Annotated in this window: 13 protein-coding genes and 1 pseudogene; 4 read left to right on the forward strand and 10 right to left on the reverse strand. The window is 67.7% G+C overall.

Annotated elements, in window-relative coordinates; genetic code table 11:
- Positions 1–26: 26 nt before the first annotated feature.
- The gene (locus tag ACWPN3_RS04445; RefSeq protein WP_098737142.1) at positions 27–926 is read right to left on the reverse strand and encodes a LysR family transcriptional regulator; all 900 of its coding nucleotides are present in this window, start codon (positions 924–926) and stop codon (positions 27–29) included.
- A gap of 109 nt (positions 927–1035) precedes the next feature.
- Between ACWPN3_RS04445 and ACWPN3_RS04450 the strand changes: the two genes are divergently transcribed.
- The gene (locus ACWPN3_RS04450) at positions 1036–1668 is read left to right on the forward strand and encodes a glutathione S-transferase family protein (protein WP_492242419.1); all 633 of its coding nucleotides are present in this window, start codon (positions 1036–1038) and stop codon (positions 1666–1668) included.
- 118 nt (positions 1669–1786) lie between these two features.
- Positions 1787–2680 carry a 5'-nucleotidase, lipoprotein e(P4) family gene (locus ACWPN3_RS04455; RefSeq protein WP_492242418.1) on the forward strand — a complete coding sequence of 298 codons (894 nt, stop codon included), beginning with the start codon at positions 1787–1789 and terminating at the stop codon, positions 2678–2680.
- 55 nt (positions 2681–2735) lie between these two features.
- On the opposite strand, the gene ACWPN3_RS04460 is transcribed toward ACWPN3_RS04455, so the two are convergent.
- The 7 genes and pseudogenes from ACWPN3_RS04460 to urtA form a co-directional block, all read right to left on the reverse strand.
- Positions 2736–2888, reverse strand: coding sequence for a hypothetical protein (locus tag ACWPN3_RS04460; protein ID WP_492242417.1), 153 nt, complete (start codon positions 2886–2888; stop codon positions 2736–2738).
- Positions 2889–3074: 186 nt separating this feature from the next.
- On the reverse strand, positions 3075–3377 hold the full coding sequence (locus ACWPN3_RS04465; protein WP_247872979.1) for a COG4315 family predicted lipoprotein: 303 nt from the start codon (positions 3375–3377) through the stop codon (positions 3075–3077).
- A 205-nt stretch (positions 3378–3582) separates the two neighbouring features.
- The gene (gene urtE / locus ACWPN3_RS04470) at positions 3583–4278 is read right to left on the reverse strand and encodes an urea ABC transporter ATP-binding subunit UrtE (protein WP_109048892.1); all 696 of its coding nucleotides are present in this window, start codon (positions 4276–4278) and stop codon (positions 3583–3585) included.
- Positions 4279–4292: 14 nt separating this feature from the next.
- Positions 4293–5039: an urea ABC transporter ATP-binding protein UrtD gene (gene urtD / locus ACWPN3_RS04475; protein WP_109446490.1), complete on the reverse strand. Its 747-nt coding sequence runs from the start codon at positions 5037–5039 to the stop codon at positions 4293–4295.
- Positions 5040–5042: 3 nt separating this feature from the next.
- A complete protein-coding gene (urtC, locus tag ACWPN3_RS04480) occupies positions 5043–6215 on the reverse strand; it encodes an urea ABC transporter permease subunit UrtC (protein WP_492242416.1) in 1173 nt (390 codons plus the stop codon).
- Positions 6216–6219: 4 nt separating this feature from the next.
- Positions 6220–7857 (reverse strand): urea ABC transporter permease subunit UrtB, encoded by a 1638-nt coding sequence (gene urtB / locus ACWPN3_RS04485; RefSeq protein ID WP_109446486.1) that lies wholly within the window; start codon positions 7855–7857, stop codon positions 6220–6222.
- Between the two features lie 174 nt (positions 7858–8031).
- Positions 8032–9343 (reverse strand): annotated as a pseudogene (urtA, locus tag ACWPN3_RS04490) (urea ABC transporter substrate-binding protein).
- A 367-nt stretch (positions 9344–9710) separates the two neighbouring features.
- On the opposite strand from urtA, the gene ACWPN3_RS04495 reads away from it, so the two are divergent.
- Positions 9711–11216 carry a L,D-transpeptidase family protein gene (locus ACWPN3_RS04495; protein ID WP_109446482.1) on the forward strand — a complete coding sequence of 502 codons (1506 nt, stop codon included), beginning with the start codon at positions 9711–9713 and terminating at the stop codon, positions 11214–11216.
- 39 nt (positions 11217–11255) lie between these two features.
- Positions 11256–12017 (forward strand): class I SAM-dependent methyltransferase, encoded by a 762-nt coding sequence (locus tag ACWPN3_RS04500; protein WP_492242415.1) that lies wholly within the window; start codon positions 11256–11258, stop codon positions 12015–12017.
- Between the two features lie 26 nt (positions 12018–12043).
- Here ACWPN3_RS04500 and ACWPN3_RS04505 read toward each other — a convergent pair whose 3' ends face one another.
- The gene (locus tag ACWPN3_RS04505; RefSeq protein ID WP_109446480.1) at positions 12044–12271 is read right to left on the reverse strand and encodes a formate dehydrogenase subunit delta; all 228 of its coding nucleotides are present in this window, start codon (positions 12269–12271) and stop codon (positions 12044–12046) included.
- A 24-nt stretch (positions 12272–12295) separates the two neighbouring features.
- Entirely contained in the window at positions 12296–13138 is an 843-nt protein-coding gene (gene fdhD, locus ACWPN3_RS04510; protein WP_492242414.1) for a formate dehydrogenase accessory sulfurtransferase FdhD, read from the reverse strand.
- Positions 13139–13145 lie beyond the last annotated feature (7 nt).

The following is a 13145-nucleotide window of genomic DNA, read 5'->3' on the forward strand; positions in this document are numbered from 1 at the left end:
CATGTGACCCCTGACGTGGCTGCGGATCAGCTGCGCAGCACCTCCAGAGCCGACAGGCCCTGCACCGCATGGTCGAGGAAGGCACGCACCCGGCCGGGCATCAGCCTTGCGGTCGGCACCACGACATGGACCGGCAGCGGCTCCGGCTCGGCGTGCGGCATCAGGCGCACCAGCGTGCCGGCGGCGAGATCGTCCGCCGCCTGATAGGACAGCGGACGGGCGATGCCGTGCCCGTCGCGGGCGGCAAGCAACGCCGGCTCGATGTGGCTGACCGCCAGCTTCGGCGTCACCCGCAGCACCCGCTCCCGCCCGTCGATCAGAAAGCGCCAGTCCGGCGGACCGGGCCGGGCCGTCGTCAGGATGATGTCGTGGCCGGACAGATCCTCCGGCATCGACGGCGTGCCGCGCCGCGCCAGATAGCCGGGGCTGGCGACCAGAAAGCGCCCGACCTGCCCCACCCGCCGGGCGACGAGGCCGGAATCGGGCAGCGGGCCAATGCGGATCGCCACGTCCAGCTCCTCCTCGATCAGGTCGAGGTTGCCGTCGGACAGCGTCAGCTCGACGCGGATGTCCGGAAACTCCCGCATGAAGTCGAGGACCAGAGGCGTCACATGCTTGCGCCCGAACATCACCGGTGCGGTGACGCGCAGCCGCCCGCGCATCGGCCGGTCGGTACCGGTGGCGGCCAGCGCCTCGTCATAATCGGCCAGCAGCCGGCGGGCCTGCTCGGCCAGCCGCCGGCCGGCATCGGTGGGGGCGAGATTGCGGGTGGTCCGCTCGATCAGCCGCACACCCAGCCGCTCCTCCAGCCCCGACAGCGCGCGGGTGACGGCGGGCGCCGACCGCCGCAGCCGCTTGGCCGCCCCAGCCAGACTGCCGGTCTCCAGGATCGCGACGAAGATCGTCAGTTCATCCAGCCGGTCCACAATTCTTCCAATTCCTGAAAGAGTCCCTTTTCATCAAAACCCATTCCTGCGGAGCGGCGCAAGTGGTTGGCTGTGGGCATCCGCGATCCACAGAGAAGGAGGCCTTGCCATGGGCACCAGCACCGATCCCGCCATTACGCTCTACGGCACGCCGCTGTCGGGGCATGCCCACCGGGTCGAAGCCTTCCTGAACATCCTTGGCCTGCCCTATCGCTATGTCGAAGCAAACGCCGAGGTTCGCCGGTCGGATGCCTTCCTCGCCCTGAACCCCTTCGGACAAATCCCGGTGCTGGTCGACGGCGATCTCGTCCTGCCGGACTCGGTCGCCATTCTCGTCTATCTCGCCGACCGCTACGACGCTTCCGGCCTGTGGAACCCGAAGGCGCCGGACCAGGCGGCGCAGGTGCAGCGCTGGCTGTCGGTCGCCGCCGGAGACCTGCGCTTCGGACCGGCGCTGGCGCGCATCCTGACCCTGTGGGGCGGGCCTGGGACGCTGGCCGACGCGCAGAGGGTCGCGGAACGCCTGCTGCGCTTCATGGACAGCCATCTGAGCGATCGCGACTGGCTGGCGGCGGAGCGGCCGACCATCGCCGACATCGCCTGCTATGCCTATGTCGCCCGCGCTCCCGAAGGGCACATCCCGCTCGCCCCCTATCCGGCGGTGCGGCGCTGGCTGGAACGGGTGGAAGCGATCCCGGCGCTGACCCCGATGCCGGAAAGCGCCATCCCCCAGCCGGCCTGAAGACCCGCCGCCGATTACCGTGACGCAAGCGTAACCGATTACCGTGACGCAAGCGTCACGGGACCGTCGCCAAGCACCCGAATCTGTGCTTCGATGACAGTTCCATGACACTTGATGGATGGATGAGTCGATGCGCAATTCCGCCTGTTCCGGGCGCTGGTCGCTGCTGTCCGGTGCGGTTGCCCTTTCCCTTCTGGCCGGCCCCGCCCTGGCGGCCGATCCGGCTCCCCAAGGCCCGGTGCCGCAAAGCGATCTGCTGAACGCCGAGCTGTGGATGCAGCGGTCGGTCGAATACAAGGCGAACTCGCTGGCGGTCTATGCGCTGGGCCGGATGCAGCTGGACAAGGCGCTGGCCGAAAAGACCTGGACCGCGGCGACCGAGCAGACCGGCAACTACCAGGATCTGCCGCCGGCGGTGGTGCTGGACCTGGACGAGACGGCGATGGACAACTCCGCCTATCAAGCCGGGCTGGTCACCAGCAACGGCGAATTTTCGCCCAAGACGTGGGATGCCTGGGTGAAGGCGGAGAAGGCGACGGCGGTGCCGGGGGCGGTCGAGTTCACCCAGTATGCCGAATCGAAGGGCGTGAAGGTGTTCTACGTCACCAACCGCAACGCCGACCAGGAAGAGCCGACCCGCCGCAACGCGCAGGCGCTGGGCTTCCCGATGGGCGGCAATGTCGATACCTTCCTGATGTCAAAGGAAAAACCGGACTGGGGCTCGGCGAAGGGGACGCGGCGCGCCTACATCGCCAAGGATTACCGGATCGTCCTGCTGTTCGGCGACAATTTCGGCGACTTCAGCGATGCCTACAACGGCAGCGAGGCCGACCGACTGAAGGCGTTCGAGGCGGCGAAGGAGCATTTCGGGCGCGACTGGCTGATGCTGGCCAATCCCGGTTACGGCTCGTTCGAGAGCGCGCCCTTCGGGCATAATTTCAAACTGTCGGCGGACGAGAAGCGGGCCAAGAAGATCGGCGCGCTGGAGCCCTGGGTGGCACCGGCCCAATAACGGCCTGCCCAATAATGGCCTGAAAGGACGGTGCGCCGGGCCTGGAGGTTGACCTTCAGAAGATCAGGCGCACCGCTTCCACGATCAGCAGCCACGGCGTGCCGATCATCACCGCCCACACCGCGAGGCGCGGCAGGCCGCGCATCTTGCGGACCTTCGGTTCGGTGACGGGAACGGCTTCGAACGAGGTGGCGTTGTAGATCGACATGGCCCGCTGCTCCATGAGCAAGATGACGTTGAAGCCATCATGCGGTTTCGATCCTTAACGACTGTTAAAGAGCGCCGCCTGCGAAGTCGGCGTTTGCGCATTACCTCGACCGGATAAGTATACTCCTGCAAAGGCGGCGCCATGGCGCTGGGCGGCAGTGCCATGGCGCCGCCGAGGAATGGAGCGTTAGGGCTTCGCCACGTGCCAGACGTTGTTCACGCCGTCGCCGGTGGTGTCGCCGGGCTTCGCATCCTTGGCCCAACTGTAGAGCGGCTTGCCGTTGTAGGCCCACTGCCGGCTTCCGTCGTCGCGGGTGACGACACTGTATTTGCCCATCGGCTTGGCGGAGGCGGGAGCCATCAGCGGCGGCCAGTTGGTCGCACAAGGCCCGTTGCAGGCGGACTTGCCGGCACCGTCCTTGTCGAAGACATAGAGCGTCATGCCCTTCGCGTCGGTCAGGACAGGGCCCATCGCGGTCTTGCCCGTCATGGCCGGTTCCTTGTCCTGAGCAAAAGCGGGGGCGCCGGACAGGACAGCCCCCAGGCCAATGGCGGCAGCGGCGATACGGAGTGCGGACTTCATTGCGCAGTTCCTCCCGAAACAGGCCCGCCGGACGGCAGGCCCGATGGATCAAGGACGCAACGGGGCCGCGGATATTCCGCCCGTCACCGGCCGGAACGCCATGCCATCGGGGTTATACCGTCAGGTATTTGCGGACCTCCTGCTCGTCCAGGCCGCTGCGCGGACCGGACAGCATCACCTCGCCGCGCTCCATCACCACCCAGTCGTCGGCAAGGTCGCGGGCGAAGTCGAAATACTGCTCGACCAGCAGGATCGCCATGGTGCCCTTGTCGCGCAGGTAGGAGATGGCGCGGCCGATGTCCTTGATGATCGACGGCTGGATGCCCTCGGTCGGCTCGTCCAGCACCAGCAGGCGCGGACGGGTCACCAGGGCGCGACCGATGGCGAGCTGCTGCTGCTGGCCGCCCGACAGGTCGCCGCCGCGGCGCTCCAGCATGGATTTCAGCACCGGGAACAGCTCGAACACCTCGTCGGGAATCGAGCGCTGGGCGCGCGGCAGCGGGGCGTAGCCGGTCAGCAGGTTTTCACGCACCGTCAGCAGCGGGAAGATCTCACGCCCCTGCGGCACATAGGCAATGCCGCGTCGCGCCCGGTCGGCCGGCGCCATCTTCGTCACGTCGGCGCCATCCCAGCCGATGGAGCCGCCCGACACCGGCTTCAGCCCGACGATGGCGCGCAGCAGGCTGGACTTGCCGACGCCGTTGCGCCCGACCAGACAGGTGACCTTGCCGATTTCGGCCTTCATGGAAACGCTGCGCAGAGCCTGGGCGGCGCCGTAATGCAGATCGAGGGAACGAACGTCCAACATGCTGGGGTCTCCCGTCAGCGGCCGAGATAGGTGTCGATGACCTGTTGGTTGGCGCTGACCGCGTCCAGCGAGCCTTCGGCCAGGACCGAGCCCTCGGCCAGCACCGTCACCTTGACGCCGAGCGCGCGGACGAAGCTCATGTCATGCTCCACCACGATCACCGAATGCTTGCCGGCGATGCTGCACAGCAGCTCGGCGGTTTGTTCGGTCTCGGCGTCGGTCATGCCGGCGACCGGCTCGTCGACCAGCAGAAGCTTGGGATCCTGGGCCAGCAGCATGCCGATCTCCAGCCACTGCTTCTGCCCGTGCGACAGGCTGCCGGCCTGCCGGCTGCGCAGGGCCGACAGGCGGGTGATGTCGAGGATCTCCTCGATGCGGGCACGGTCGTCGCGGCTGATGGCGTAGGTCAGCGTCTTCAGCGGCCGGCGCGGCGCCTTCAGCGCCAGTTCCAGATTGTCCCACACCGTGTGCGGCTCGAAGACGGTGGGGCGCTGGAACTTGCGACCGATGCCGAGGTTGGCGATGGCCGCCTCGCGCAGGCGGGTCAGGTCGGTGTCGCCCTCGAACAGGATGGTGCCGGTGTCGGGACGGGTCTTGCCGGTGATGACGTCCATCATCGTCGTCTTGCCGGCGCCGTTGGGGCCGATGATCGCCCGCATCTCGCCGGGCATCATCACCAGCGACAGGCCTTTCAGCGCCTTGAAGCCGTCGAAGCTGACCGACACGCCGTCGAGATAGAGAAGGGTCGATTCCGCGCTCATGGGTCAGGCTCCCTTCTGGCCAGCGGTCTGGCCAGTGGCTTGGTTCGCGGTTTGGGCGGTGGGGAGAGGGGAGGACTTGCGGCCCGGCAGCTTCGCCTTCAATTGCGCGCCCAGCCCGAGCAGACCCTTGGGCAGGAACAGGGTCACCGCCACGAACAGGCCGCCAAGGGCGAACAGCCACAGCTCCGGCAGGGCGCCGGTGAAATAGCTCTTGCCCATGTTGACAAGAACAGCACCCAGGATGGCGCCGGCCAGCGTGCCGCGCCCGCCGACGGCGACCCAGATCACCGCCTCGATCGAGCTGGCCGGGGCGAACTCCGACGGGTTGATGATGCCGACCTGCGGGACGTAGAGGGCGCCGGCCACGCCGGCCATGCAGGCCGACAGGGTCCAGGCGAACAGCTTGTAGCTCTCGGTGTCGTAGCCCATGAAGCGGACGCGGCTCTCGGCGTCGCGCAGCGCCACCAGCACCTTGCCCAGCTTCGAGCCGATGACGCCGGACGCGATCATGTAGGAGAGCGCCAGCGCCGCCACCGTCGCCACGAACAGCGCAACGCGGGTGGTGTCGGCCTGGATGTCGTAGCCGAGGATGTCCTTGAAGTCGGTCAGGCCGTTGTTGCCGCCGAAGCCCATGTCGTTGCGGAAGAAGGCCAGCAGCAGGGCGAAGGTCAGCGCCTGGGTGATGATCGACAGGTAGACGCCGGTGACGCGGCTGCGGAAGGCGAACCAGCCGAAGGCGAAGGCCAGCGCACCCGGAACCACCAGCACCATGATGGCGGCGAACCAGAAATGGTCGAAGCCCAACCAGTACCAGGGCAGCTCCTTCCAGTTCAGGAAGACCATGAAGTCCGGCAGGACCGGGTTGCCGTAGACGCCGCGCGGGCCGATCTGCCGCATCAGGTACATGCCCATGGCGTAGCCGCCGAGCGCGAAGAAGGCGGCATGGCCGAGCGACAGGATGCCGCAATAGCCCCAGACGAGGTCCAGCGCCAGCGCCAGCAGCGCGAAGCACAGGTATTTGCCCAACAGCGAGACGGTGAAGATCGACAGGTGGAAGGGCGAGTCCGCCGGGACCCACAGCGTCATTGCCGGGACGGCGACCGCCAGGATGGCGAGGATGGTCAGCACGATCCCGGCCTTGCGGTCCAGCCCCATCAGGAAAAAGCGCAGCAGCATCGGATCAGGCCTCCACCGCGCGGCCCTTCAGCGCGAACAGGCCGCGCGGACGCCGTTGGATGAACAGGATGATGAAGATCAGCACCAGGATCTTGCCCAGCACCGCACCGGCATAGGGTTCGAGGAACTTGTTCATGGTCCCCAGCGTCAGCGCGCCGACCAGCGTGCCCCACAGGTTGCCCACCCCGCCGAACACCACGACCATGAAGCTGTCGAGGATGTAGCCCTGGCCGAGGTTCGGGCTGACATTGTCGATCTGGCTCAGCGCCACCCCGGCCAGCCCGGCGATGCCGGAGCCGAGGCCGAAGGTCAGCGCATCGACCCGCGCGGTGCGGATGCCCATGGCGTTGGCCATCGGCCGGTTCTGCGTCACCGCGCGGATCGACAGGCCGAACCAGGTGCGCTTCAGCGCCACCAGCAGGGCCGCGAAGACGGTGAAGGCGAAGATGACGATCCACAGCCGGCCGTAGGTGATGGTCAGGCCGCCCAGCTCGAAGGCGCCGGACATCCAGCTGGGTGCGCCCACCTCGCGGTTGGTCGGGCCGAAGATGGAGCGGACCGCCTGCTGGAGCGCCAGCGACAGGCCCCAGGTGGCGAGCAGCGTTTCCAGCGGACGGCCGTAGAGCCAGCGGATCACGCTGCGCTCGATGACGATGCCGACACCGCCCGACACGAGGAAGGCGGCGGGCAGCGCCACTAGGATCGACAGGTCGAACAGGCCGGGGGCATGGGCGCGGAAGAACTCCTGCACTAGGAAGGTGGTGTAGGCGCCGATCATCACCATCTCGCCATGGGCCATGTTGATGACGCCCATCACGCCGAAGGTGACGGCCAGCCCGATGGCGGCCAGCAGCAGCACCGACCCCAGCGACAGCCCGTACCAGAGATTTTGCAGCGCGGCCCAGAAGGCCAGCTTCTGTTCCAGGGTGGAGACGGCGGCGGCGGCCGACTTCTTGGTGATGTCGGACGCGCCGGAACCGGCGACCATGTTCAGCAGCACCAGCGCGTCGCGGTCGCCGCGCGCGGTCAGCGTGTCGGTCGCCGACTGGATTTCGGCGTCGGTCATCTTCGACGCGGCCTCGCCGGTCAGCAGGATGGCGGCGCGCGCCTGCTCCATGGCGGCGCGCACGCCCTTGTCCTGCTCCTTGGCGATGGCGGCGCCGAGCGTCTCCAGCGCGGAGGCGTCGCGGCTCTTGAACACCGCGTCGGCGGCGGAGCGGCGGACGCCGGCATCGGGGCTCATCAGGGTGAGCGCACCGAGAGAGGCGCTGATGGCGCGGCGGAGCGAATTGTTGATGCGGATCTTCTCGACCGCGGCGGCCGGCGCATCGCCGAGCGCGGCGCGGGTCAGCGGGTCGGTCAGGGTGAAGGCATCGCCGGCCTTGCGGGCGACGACGACGGTGCCGTCGGCCTTGCGCACATAGAGATCGCCGGCCTGGAGCGCCTCGATCACCGGCACGGCGGCCGGGTCGCCGGCCTCCGACAGTTGCGTCAGGGCCTTTTCGGTTCCGGAATAGCCGCCGCTGCCCAGGGCCTGGACGAGCGGGCGCAGATCAGTTGCTCGGGGATCGGCGGCGTAAGCGGCGGTCGATGTGGCGACCACCACACAGACGGCCATCAGCCAGCGGAGAGCGCGTCGCATCGGGAGTCCTTCGGTGCAGGGGCGATCCAGGGGCGGTGCGGGAGGAGCGGTGCGGGGGGCTGGAAACGCGAAACGCTTGCCCTCTCCCCTCCCCCGCCCGGCGGGAAAGGGGAAAGGGCAAGCGTCGCAACCACTCAAGCTCAGAAAGGGCAGGTCAGAGAGGGAACGCGGCCCTCACGACCCCTTGCCGCCGCACTTGCCGGTCTTCACGTTGAAGTTGCCGCAGGACATCGGCTTGCGCCAATCGGCGATGAGAATCCTTGCTGTCCGGCAGATAGTCCGACCACTCGTCGCCCGGGACGAGGCCCGAAGTCTTGGAGACGACGTCGAACTGGCCGTTCTCCTGCACTTCGCCGATCAGCACCGGCTTGGTGATGTGGTGGTTCGGCAGCATCGCCGAATAGCCGCCGGTCAGGTTGGGCACGGCCACGCCGACCATGGCGTCGATGACCTTGTCCTGCTCGGTGGTGCCGGCCGCCTCGACCGCCTTCACCCACATGTTGAAGCCGATGTAGTGGGCTTCCATCGGGTCGTTGGTGACGCGTTTGTCGTTCTTGGTGTAGGCCTTCCAGGCCTTGATGAAGTCGGTGTTGGCCGGGGTCTCGACCGACTGGAAGTAGTTCCACGCGGCCAGATGGCCCAGCAGCGGCTTGGTGTCGATGCCGGCCAGCTCTTCCTCGCCGACGGAGAAGGCGACGACCGGGATGTCCTGCGCCTTGACGCCCTGGTTGCCCAGTTCCTTGTAGAAGGGAACGTTGGCATCGCCGTTGATGGTGGATACCACCGCGGTCTTCTTGCCGGCCGACCCGAACTTCTTGATGTCCGCCACGATCGACTGCCAGTCGGAATGACCGAACGGCGTGTAGTTGATCATGATGTCTTCGGGCTTGACGCCCTTGCTCTTCAGGTAGGCTTCGAGGATCTTGTTGGTCGTGCGCGGATAGACGTAGTCGGTGCCGGCCAGCACCCAGCGCTGGACCTTCTCCTTCGACATCAGATAGTCGACGGCCGGGATCGCCTGCTGGTTCGGGGCGGCGCCGGTGTAGAAGACGTTGCGCGAGGACTCCTCGCCCTCATACTGGACCGGGTAGAAGAGGATGTTGTTCAGCTCCTCGAACACCGGCAGAACCGACTTGCGGCTGACCGAGGTCCAGCAGCCGAACACGGCCGACACCTTGTCCTTGCTGATCAGCTCGCGCGCCTTTTCGGCGAACAGCGGCCAGTTGGAGGCGGGATCGACCACCACCGGCTCCAGCTTCTTGCCCAGCAGGCCGCCCTTCTTGTTCTGCTCGTCGATCAGCATCAGCATGACGTCCTTGAGCGTCGTCTCGCTGATCGCCATCGTGCCGGACAGGGAGTGCAGGATGCCCACCTTGATGGTGTCGTCCGCCGCCTGGGCGGGCATCGCGAAGGATGCCATCGCACCCATGGCCAGACCGGCCAGCGCGCTGATCCCGAAGCTCGACGTCAGTTGCTTGGTCCGCATGAAGTTGCCCCCTTCCTTTGGCGCCCCGGTTGCTCCGGGGCTTCGCCACATCGTCGAAGGAAAAGCTACCGCGCATGCGAAAGGCGGTATCTACGTCAAATGACACATACGGCCACGCCCCCGGCTCCATGTCCGACTTCGCGGCGTTACCTCCTGTGAAGGTTCGGAATAAATCGGTCGCCACGGCGTCCAACCGGTGGATGAGCGCGTGTAACGGCAACATCTCTTGACGGGTGAAGCGGCGATGCAAGGGAGCAACAGTGTGAACAGCAGGGCTGTCGTCACCAAATGTCGCTTGCGATTCACGGGAGGCTTGTCGAAGGTTGCAGCGTTCGATCCTTTCCGTTCACGTTCCGGTCCCGTCGCCATGCATGACATCCGTCGCCCGATCTCCCGCCGTTCCGCCGCCCTCTGCATGGTCGGCGGGCTGGTCGGCATCGTCCTGAGCGGTCCGGCGCTTGCCGCGGCGGCGAAGGAGGCCGTGCACGCCGCCAAGCCGCCGCTGGTTGCCGGCTGGGCCGCGGCGCTGGAACAGCGTGCCCTGGAGGTGCAGAACGCGCCCAAGGCACAGGTCACCCGCATCGGCTACGGCGCCGTCGTCAAGAAGGGTGACGGCGGCATGGTCGAGAGCGTCGCCCCGGCGATGGACGTGCCCCCTGCCGACGTGCAGCAGGCGCAGGCCCCCACCCTGCCCGGCCTGGAACCGGTGGAGCCGGCGCCGCCGGTGGTCATCACCGTGCGCTCGCCGCTGGCCGACCGCGTCGGCAAGGTGTCGCGCCGCCTGATCGAGATGGGCTTCCTGTCCGCCGACAAGTGGACCGACAGCTTCAACGACGATGTCGAGACCGCCGTGCGCGCCTTCCAGCTCGCCGAGGGGCTGCAGCCCGACGGCAAGGTCGGCGAGGTGACCCGTCAGGCGATGGACCGCACCCCGGCGCAGACCGTGGCGCTTCTGCGCCGCGCCGCCGCGGCGATGCGGGCGCAGCAGGCCTCCATCCCCGACACCACCATCCTGGTCAACCTGCCCGGCCAGTCCGTCACCCTGATCGAGCATGGCCGCCCGACCTTCACCATGCGGGCGGTGGTCGGCCGGCCGTCGCGCAAGACGCCGCTGCTCCAGGACAAGGTGACCAGCGTCACCATCAACCCGACCTGGACCGTGCCGCCGACGGTGCTGAGCGAGGACAAGCTGCCGGCCTTGCGCAAGAAGGGCACCACCGGCATCAAGAACGCCGCCGTCTATCTGGACGGGTCGGAGGTCGCCAACACCCAGTCGGTCAACTGGTGGTCGGTCGATCCCGGCCGCGTGCGCATCGTCCAGAGGCCGGGCGACGACAACGCGCTGGGCCGCTTCCGCTTCAACCTGACCAACGGCGACGGCATCTTCCTGCATGGCACCAACGACCCGCGCCTGTTCAGCCGCGACCTGCGCGCCGCCAGCTCCGGCTGCGTGCGGCTGGAGGATGCCCGGATGATGGCAGAGACGCTGCTGGGTGCCGCGAAGATGACGCCGGCCGGCATCGGCCAGCAGCTCGACACCGGGGAGACCAAGACGATCCGGCTGCCGAACGCCATCCCCGTGCGCTTCGTCTACTGGAACGCCTCGGTCGACACCGCCGGCGTGGTGCGCGTCCATCCCGACATCTACGAGGATCCGCCCACGCTGGCGACGCCGTCGGGCCAGTCGGGCTCTGCGGCACCGGCGATGTCGGCCAACCCGGCAACTGCCAATCCGGTGACACCGGTGTCGACGCCGCGCCCGCTGTCGAAGCCGGCGCCGTTGCCGGTCCCGACCGCCCATGCGCCGACGTCGCTGTCCTCGGCCTCCACCCCGGCTCCGGCCAAGCCGCTGCCGACGTCGACCGGCATGTGAGGATAGGTTTCCAAGCCGCAAGGAAGGTTGGAGGTCGACATGCCGGTTCACCACTCTTCCAGCGGCTATGAAACCGGTGCCAAAGCCTATGTCCTAGGCCGCCCCAGCTATCCGGCCGAAGCCCTGGCATGGCTTCGCGACGTGCTGGGCGTCGGTCCTGGCCGGAAAGTCCTGGAGGTCGGTGCCGGCACCGGCAAGTTCATCGCGGTGCTGAAGGAGTGCGGCGGCGAGATCGTCGCCGTCGAGCCGATTCCCGGCATGCGCGAGCAGCTGGTCCACAGCTTCCCCGACCTGACCGTCCTGGCCGGGACCGCCGAGACGATTCCCCTGCCCGACGGCTCCGTCGATGCGGTGGTCTGCGCGCAGGCGTTTCACTGGTTCGCCACGGCCGCCGCCTTGCAGGAAATGCGCAGGGTCCTGGCGCCGGGCGGAAGATTGGGACTGATCTGGAACGTGCGGGATGAAAGCAGGCCCTGGGTGGCGGCACTGTCCGCCATCACCGACCCCTGGGAGGCCGGCACCCCGCGCTACCGGACCGGCGACTGGCGCCGGGCCTTCCCGGCACCGGGCTTCGAGGCCATTGACGAACGCCATGTCCGCCACACCCATGTCGGAAGCCCGGACGACGTCATCGTCAGGCGTACGCTTTCGGTCAGCTTTATCGCAGCACTTCCCTCCGACCTGCAGGCGGAGGTCGAACGGGATGTCCGCGCGCTGATCGCGAACACGCCGGAACTGGCGGGCGCAACCGAGATCGCCTTTCCCTACGAAACGGCGATGTTCGCCTTTCGCAAGGTCTGACGGCTCCCGGCGACGCTCGACCGATCTCAGCGCGCCTGAAGCACCCCAACCGCACCGCGGGCGACCTCGTGCAGGTCGGCTTCGCCGCCGGACTGGACATGGGCGAACAGGCCGGCGCGCATGCGCGGATCCCAGAACTTGCGGATGTGGGTCGCGGTTTCCGTCACCGCCTCCTCATGCGGGTAGGTGGCGAAATGGACGGCGATCTGGTTCGCCATCCGGACCAGATCCTTGGCGTGGTTCGTGTGGCTCATCGGTGTCTCCGGAAGGGGTTGGTGTCAGCGGAACAGGATGACGGTGTCGCGGCGCGACAGGGCACCCAGGGTCAGGTTGGCGTTGCGTGCCAGCTCCAGCGCCAGCGCAGTCGGCGCCGAGATGGTCGCCAGCAGCGGGATGCCCACCGCGGCGGTCTTCTGCACCAGTTCGAAGCTGCAACGGCTGGTCATCACCACGAAGCCGGTGGCCGGGTCGGCGCCCGAGCGCACGACGGCGCCGATCAGCTTGTCCAGCGCGTTGTGGCGGCCGACATCCTCGCGGGCCATGCGGATGGCGCCGTCGGGCGCGCACCAGGCGGCGGCATGGACCGAGCGGTTGGCCCGGTTCATCGGCTGGTGGTCCGGCAGGGCGCGGAAGGCGGCGGCCACGGCGGCCGGGTCCACCTCCAGCGAGGTCTCGATCTTGCGGGGCTCCCGAACGGCGTGGACAAGACTGTCCACGCCGCACAGGCCACAGCCGCTCCGCCCCTCCATGGAGCGGCTGCGCAGACTTCCGCGCAGGAGCCGCAGGGGATCGACCGTCAGGTTGACGACGAAGCCCAGCGGGGTTTCCCGCACGGCGATGTTCTCGATATCGGCGGCGGACCCGACGATCTCCTCGGCCAGGCTGAAGCCCAGCGCGAAGTCTTCCAGATCGGCGGGGGTCGCCATCATCACGGCATGGGACCGGCCGTTGTATTCGAAAGCGACCGCGGTTTCCTCCGGCACCTGCCATTCGACGTCCGCGCCCTCCTCCATCCCGACACCGGCGGAAAAGCCGGTGCCGGTGACGGCGATGGAGCACATCGCCGTGGAGAGCGGGGACTTATCGTCGGGAGGGATGGACCCAGAAGGCATCGCGGTCATGCTTCCC

This window comes from Azospirillum sp. UENF 111221 (assembly GCF_058780625.1).

Bases quoted from the DNA above. Each gene is read 5' to 3' on its own strand.
- ACWPN3_RS04455 (WP_492242418.1), top strand. From the start codon at position 1,787: ATGGATGAGTCGATGCGCAATTCCGCCTGTTCCGGGCGCTGGTCGCTG.
- ACWPN3_RS04500 (WP_492242415.1), top strand. From the start codon at position 11,256: ATGCCGGTTCACCACTCTTCCAGCGGCTATGAAACCGGTGCCAAAGCC.
- ACWPN3_RS04460 (WP_492242417.1), bottom strand. From the start codon at position 2,888: ATGTCGATCTACAACGCCACCTCGTTCGAAGCCGTTCCCGTCACCGAA.
- ACWPN3_RS04450 (WP_492242419.1), top strand. From the start codon at position 1,036: ATGGGCACCAGCACCGATCCCGCCATTACGCTCTACGGCACGCCGCTG.
- urtC (WP_492242416.1), bottom strand. From the start codon at position 6,215: ATGCTGCTGCGCTTTTTCCTGATGGGGCTGGACCGCAAGGCCGGGATC.
- urtD (WP_109446490.1), bottom strand. From the start codon at position 5,039: ATGAGCGCGGAATCGACCCTTCTCTATCTCGACGGCGTGTCGGTCAGC.
- ACWPN3_RS04505 (WP_109446480.1), bottom strand. From the start codon at position 12,271: ATGAGCCACACGAACCACGCCAAGGATCTGGTCCGGATGGCGAACCAG.
- fdhD (WP_492242414.1), bottom strand. From the start codon at position 13,138: ATGACCGCGATGCCTTCTGGGTCCATCCCTCCCGACGATAAGTCCCCG.
- urtE (WP_109048892.1), bottom strand. From the start codon at position 4,278: ATGTTGGACGTTCGTTCCCTCGATCTGCATTACGGCGCCGCCCAGGCT.
- urtB (WP_109446486.1), bottom strand. From the start codon at position 7,857: ATGCGACGCGCTCTCCGCTGGCTGATGGCCGTCTGTGTGGTGGTCGCC.
- ACWPN3_RS04495 (WP_109446482.1), top strand. From the start codon at position 9,711: ATGCATGACATCCGTCGCCCGATCTCCCGCCGTTCCGCCGCCCTCTGC.
- ACWPN3_RS04465 (WP_247872979.1), bottom strand. From the start codon at position 3,377: ATGACGGGCAAGACCGCGATGGGCCCTGTCCTGACCGACGCGAAGGGC.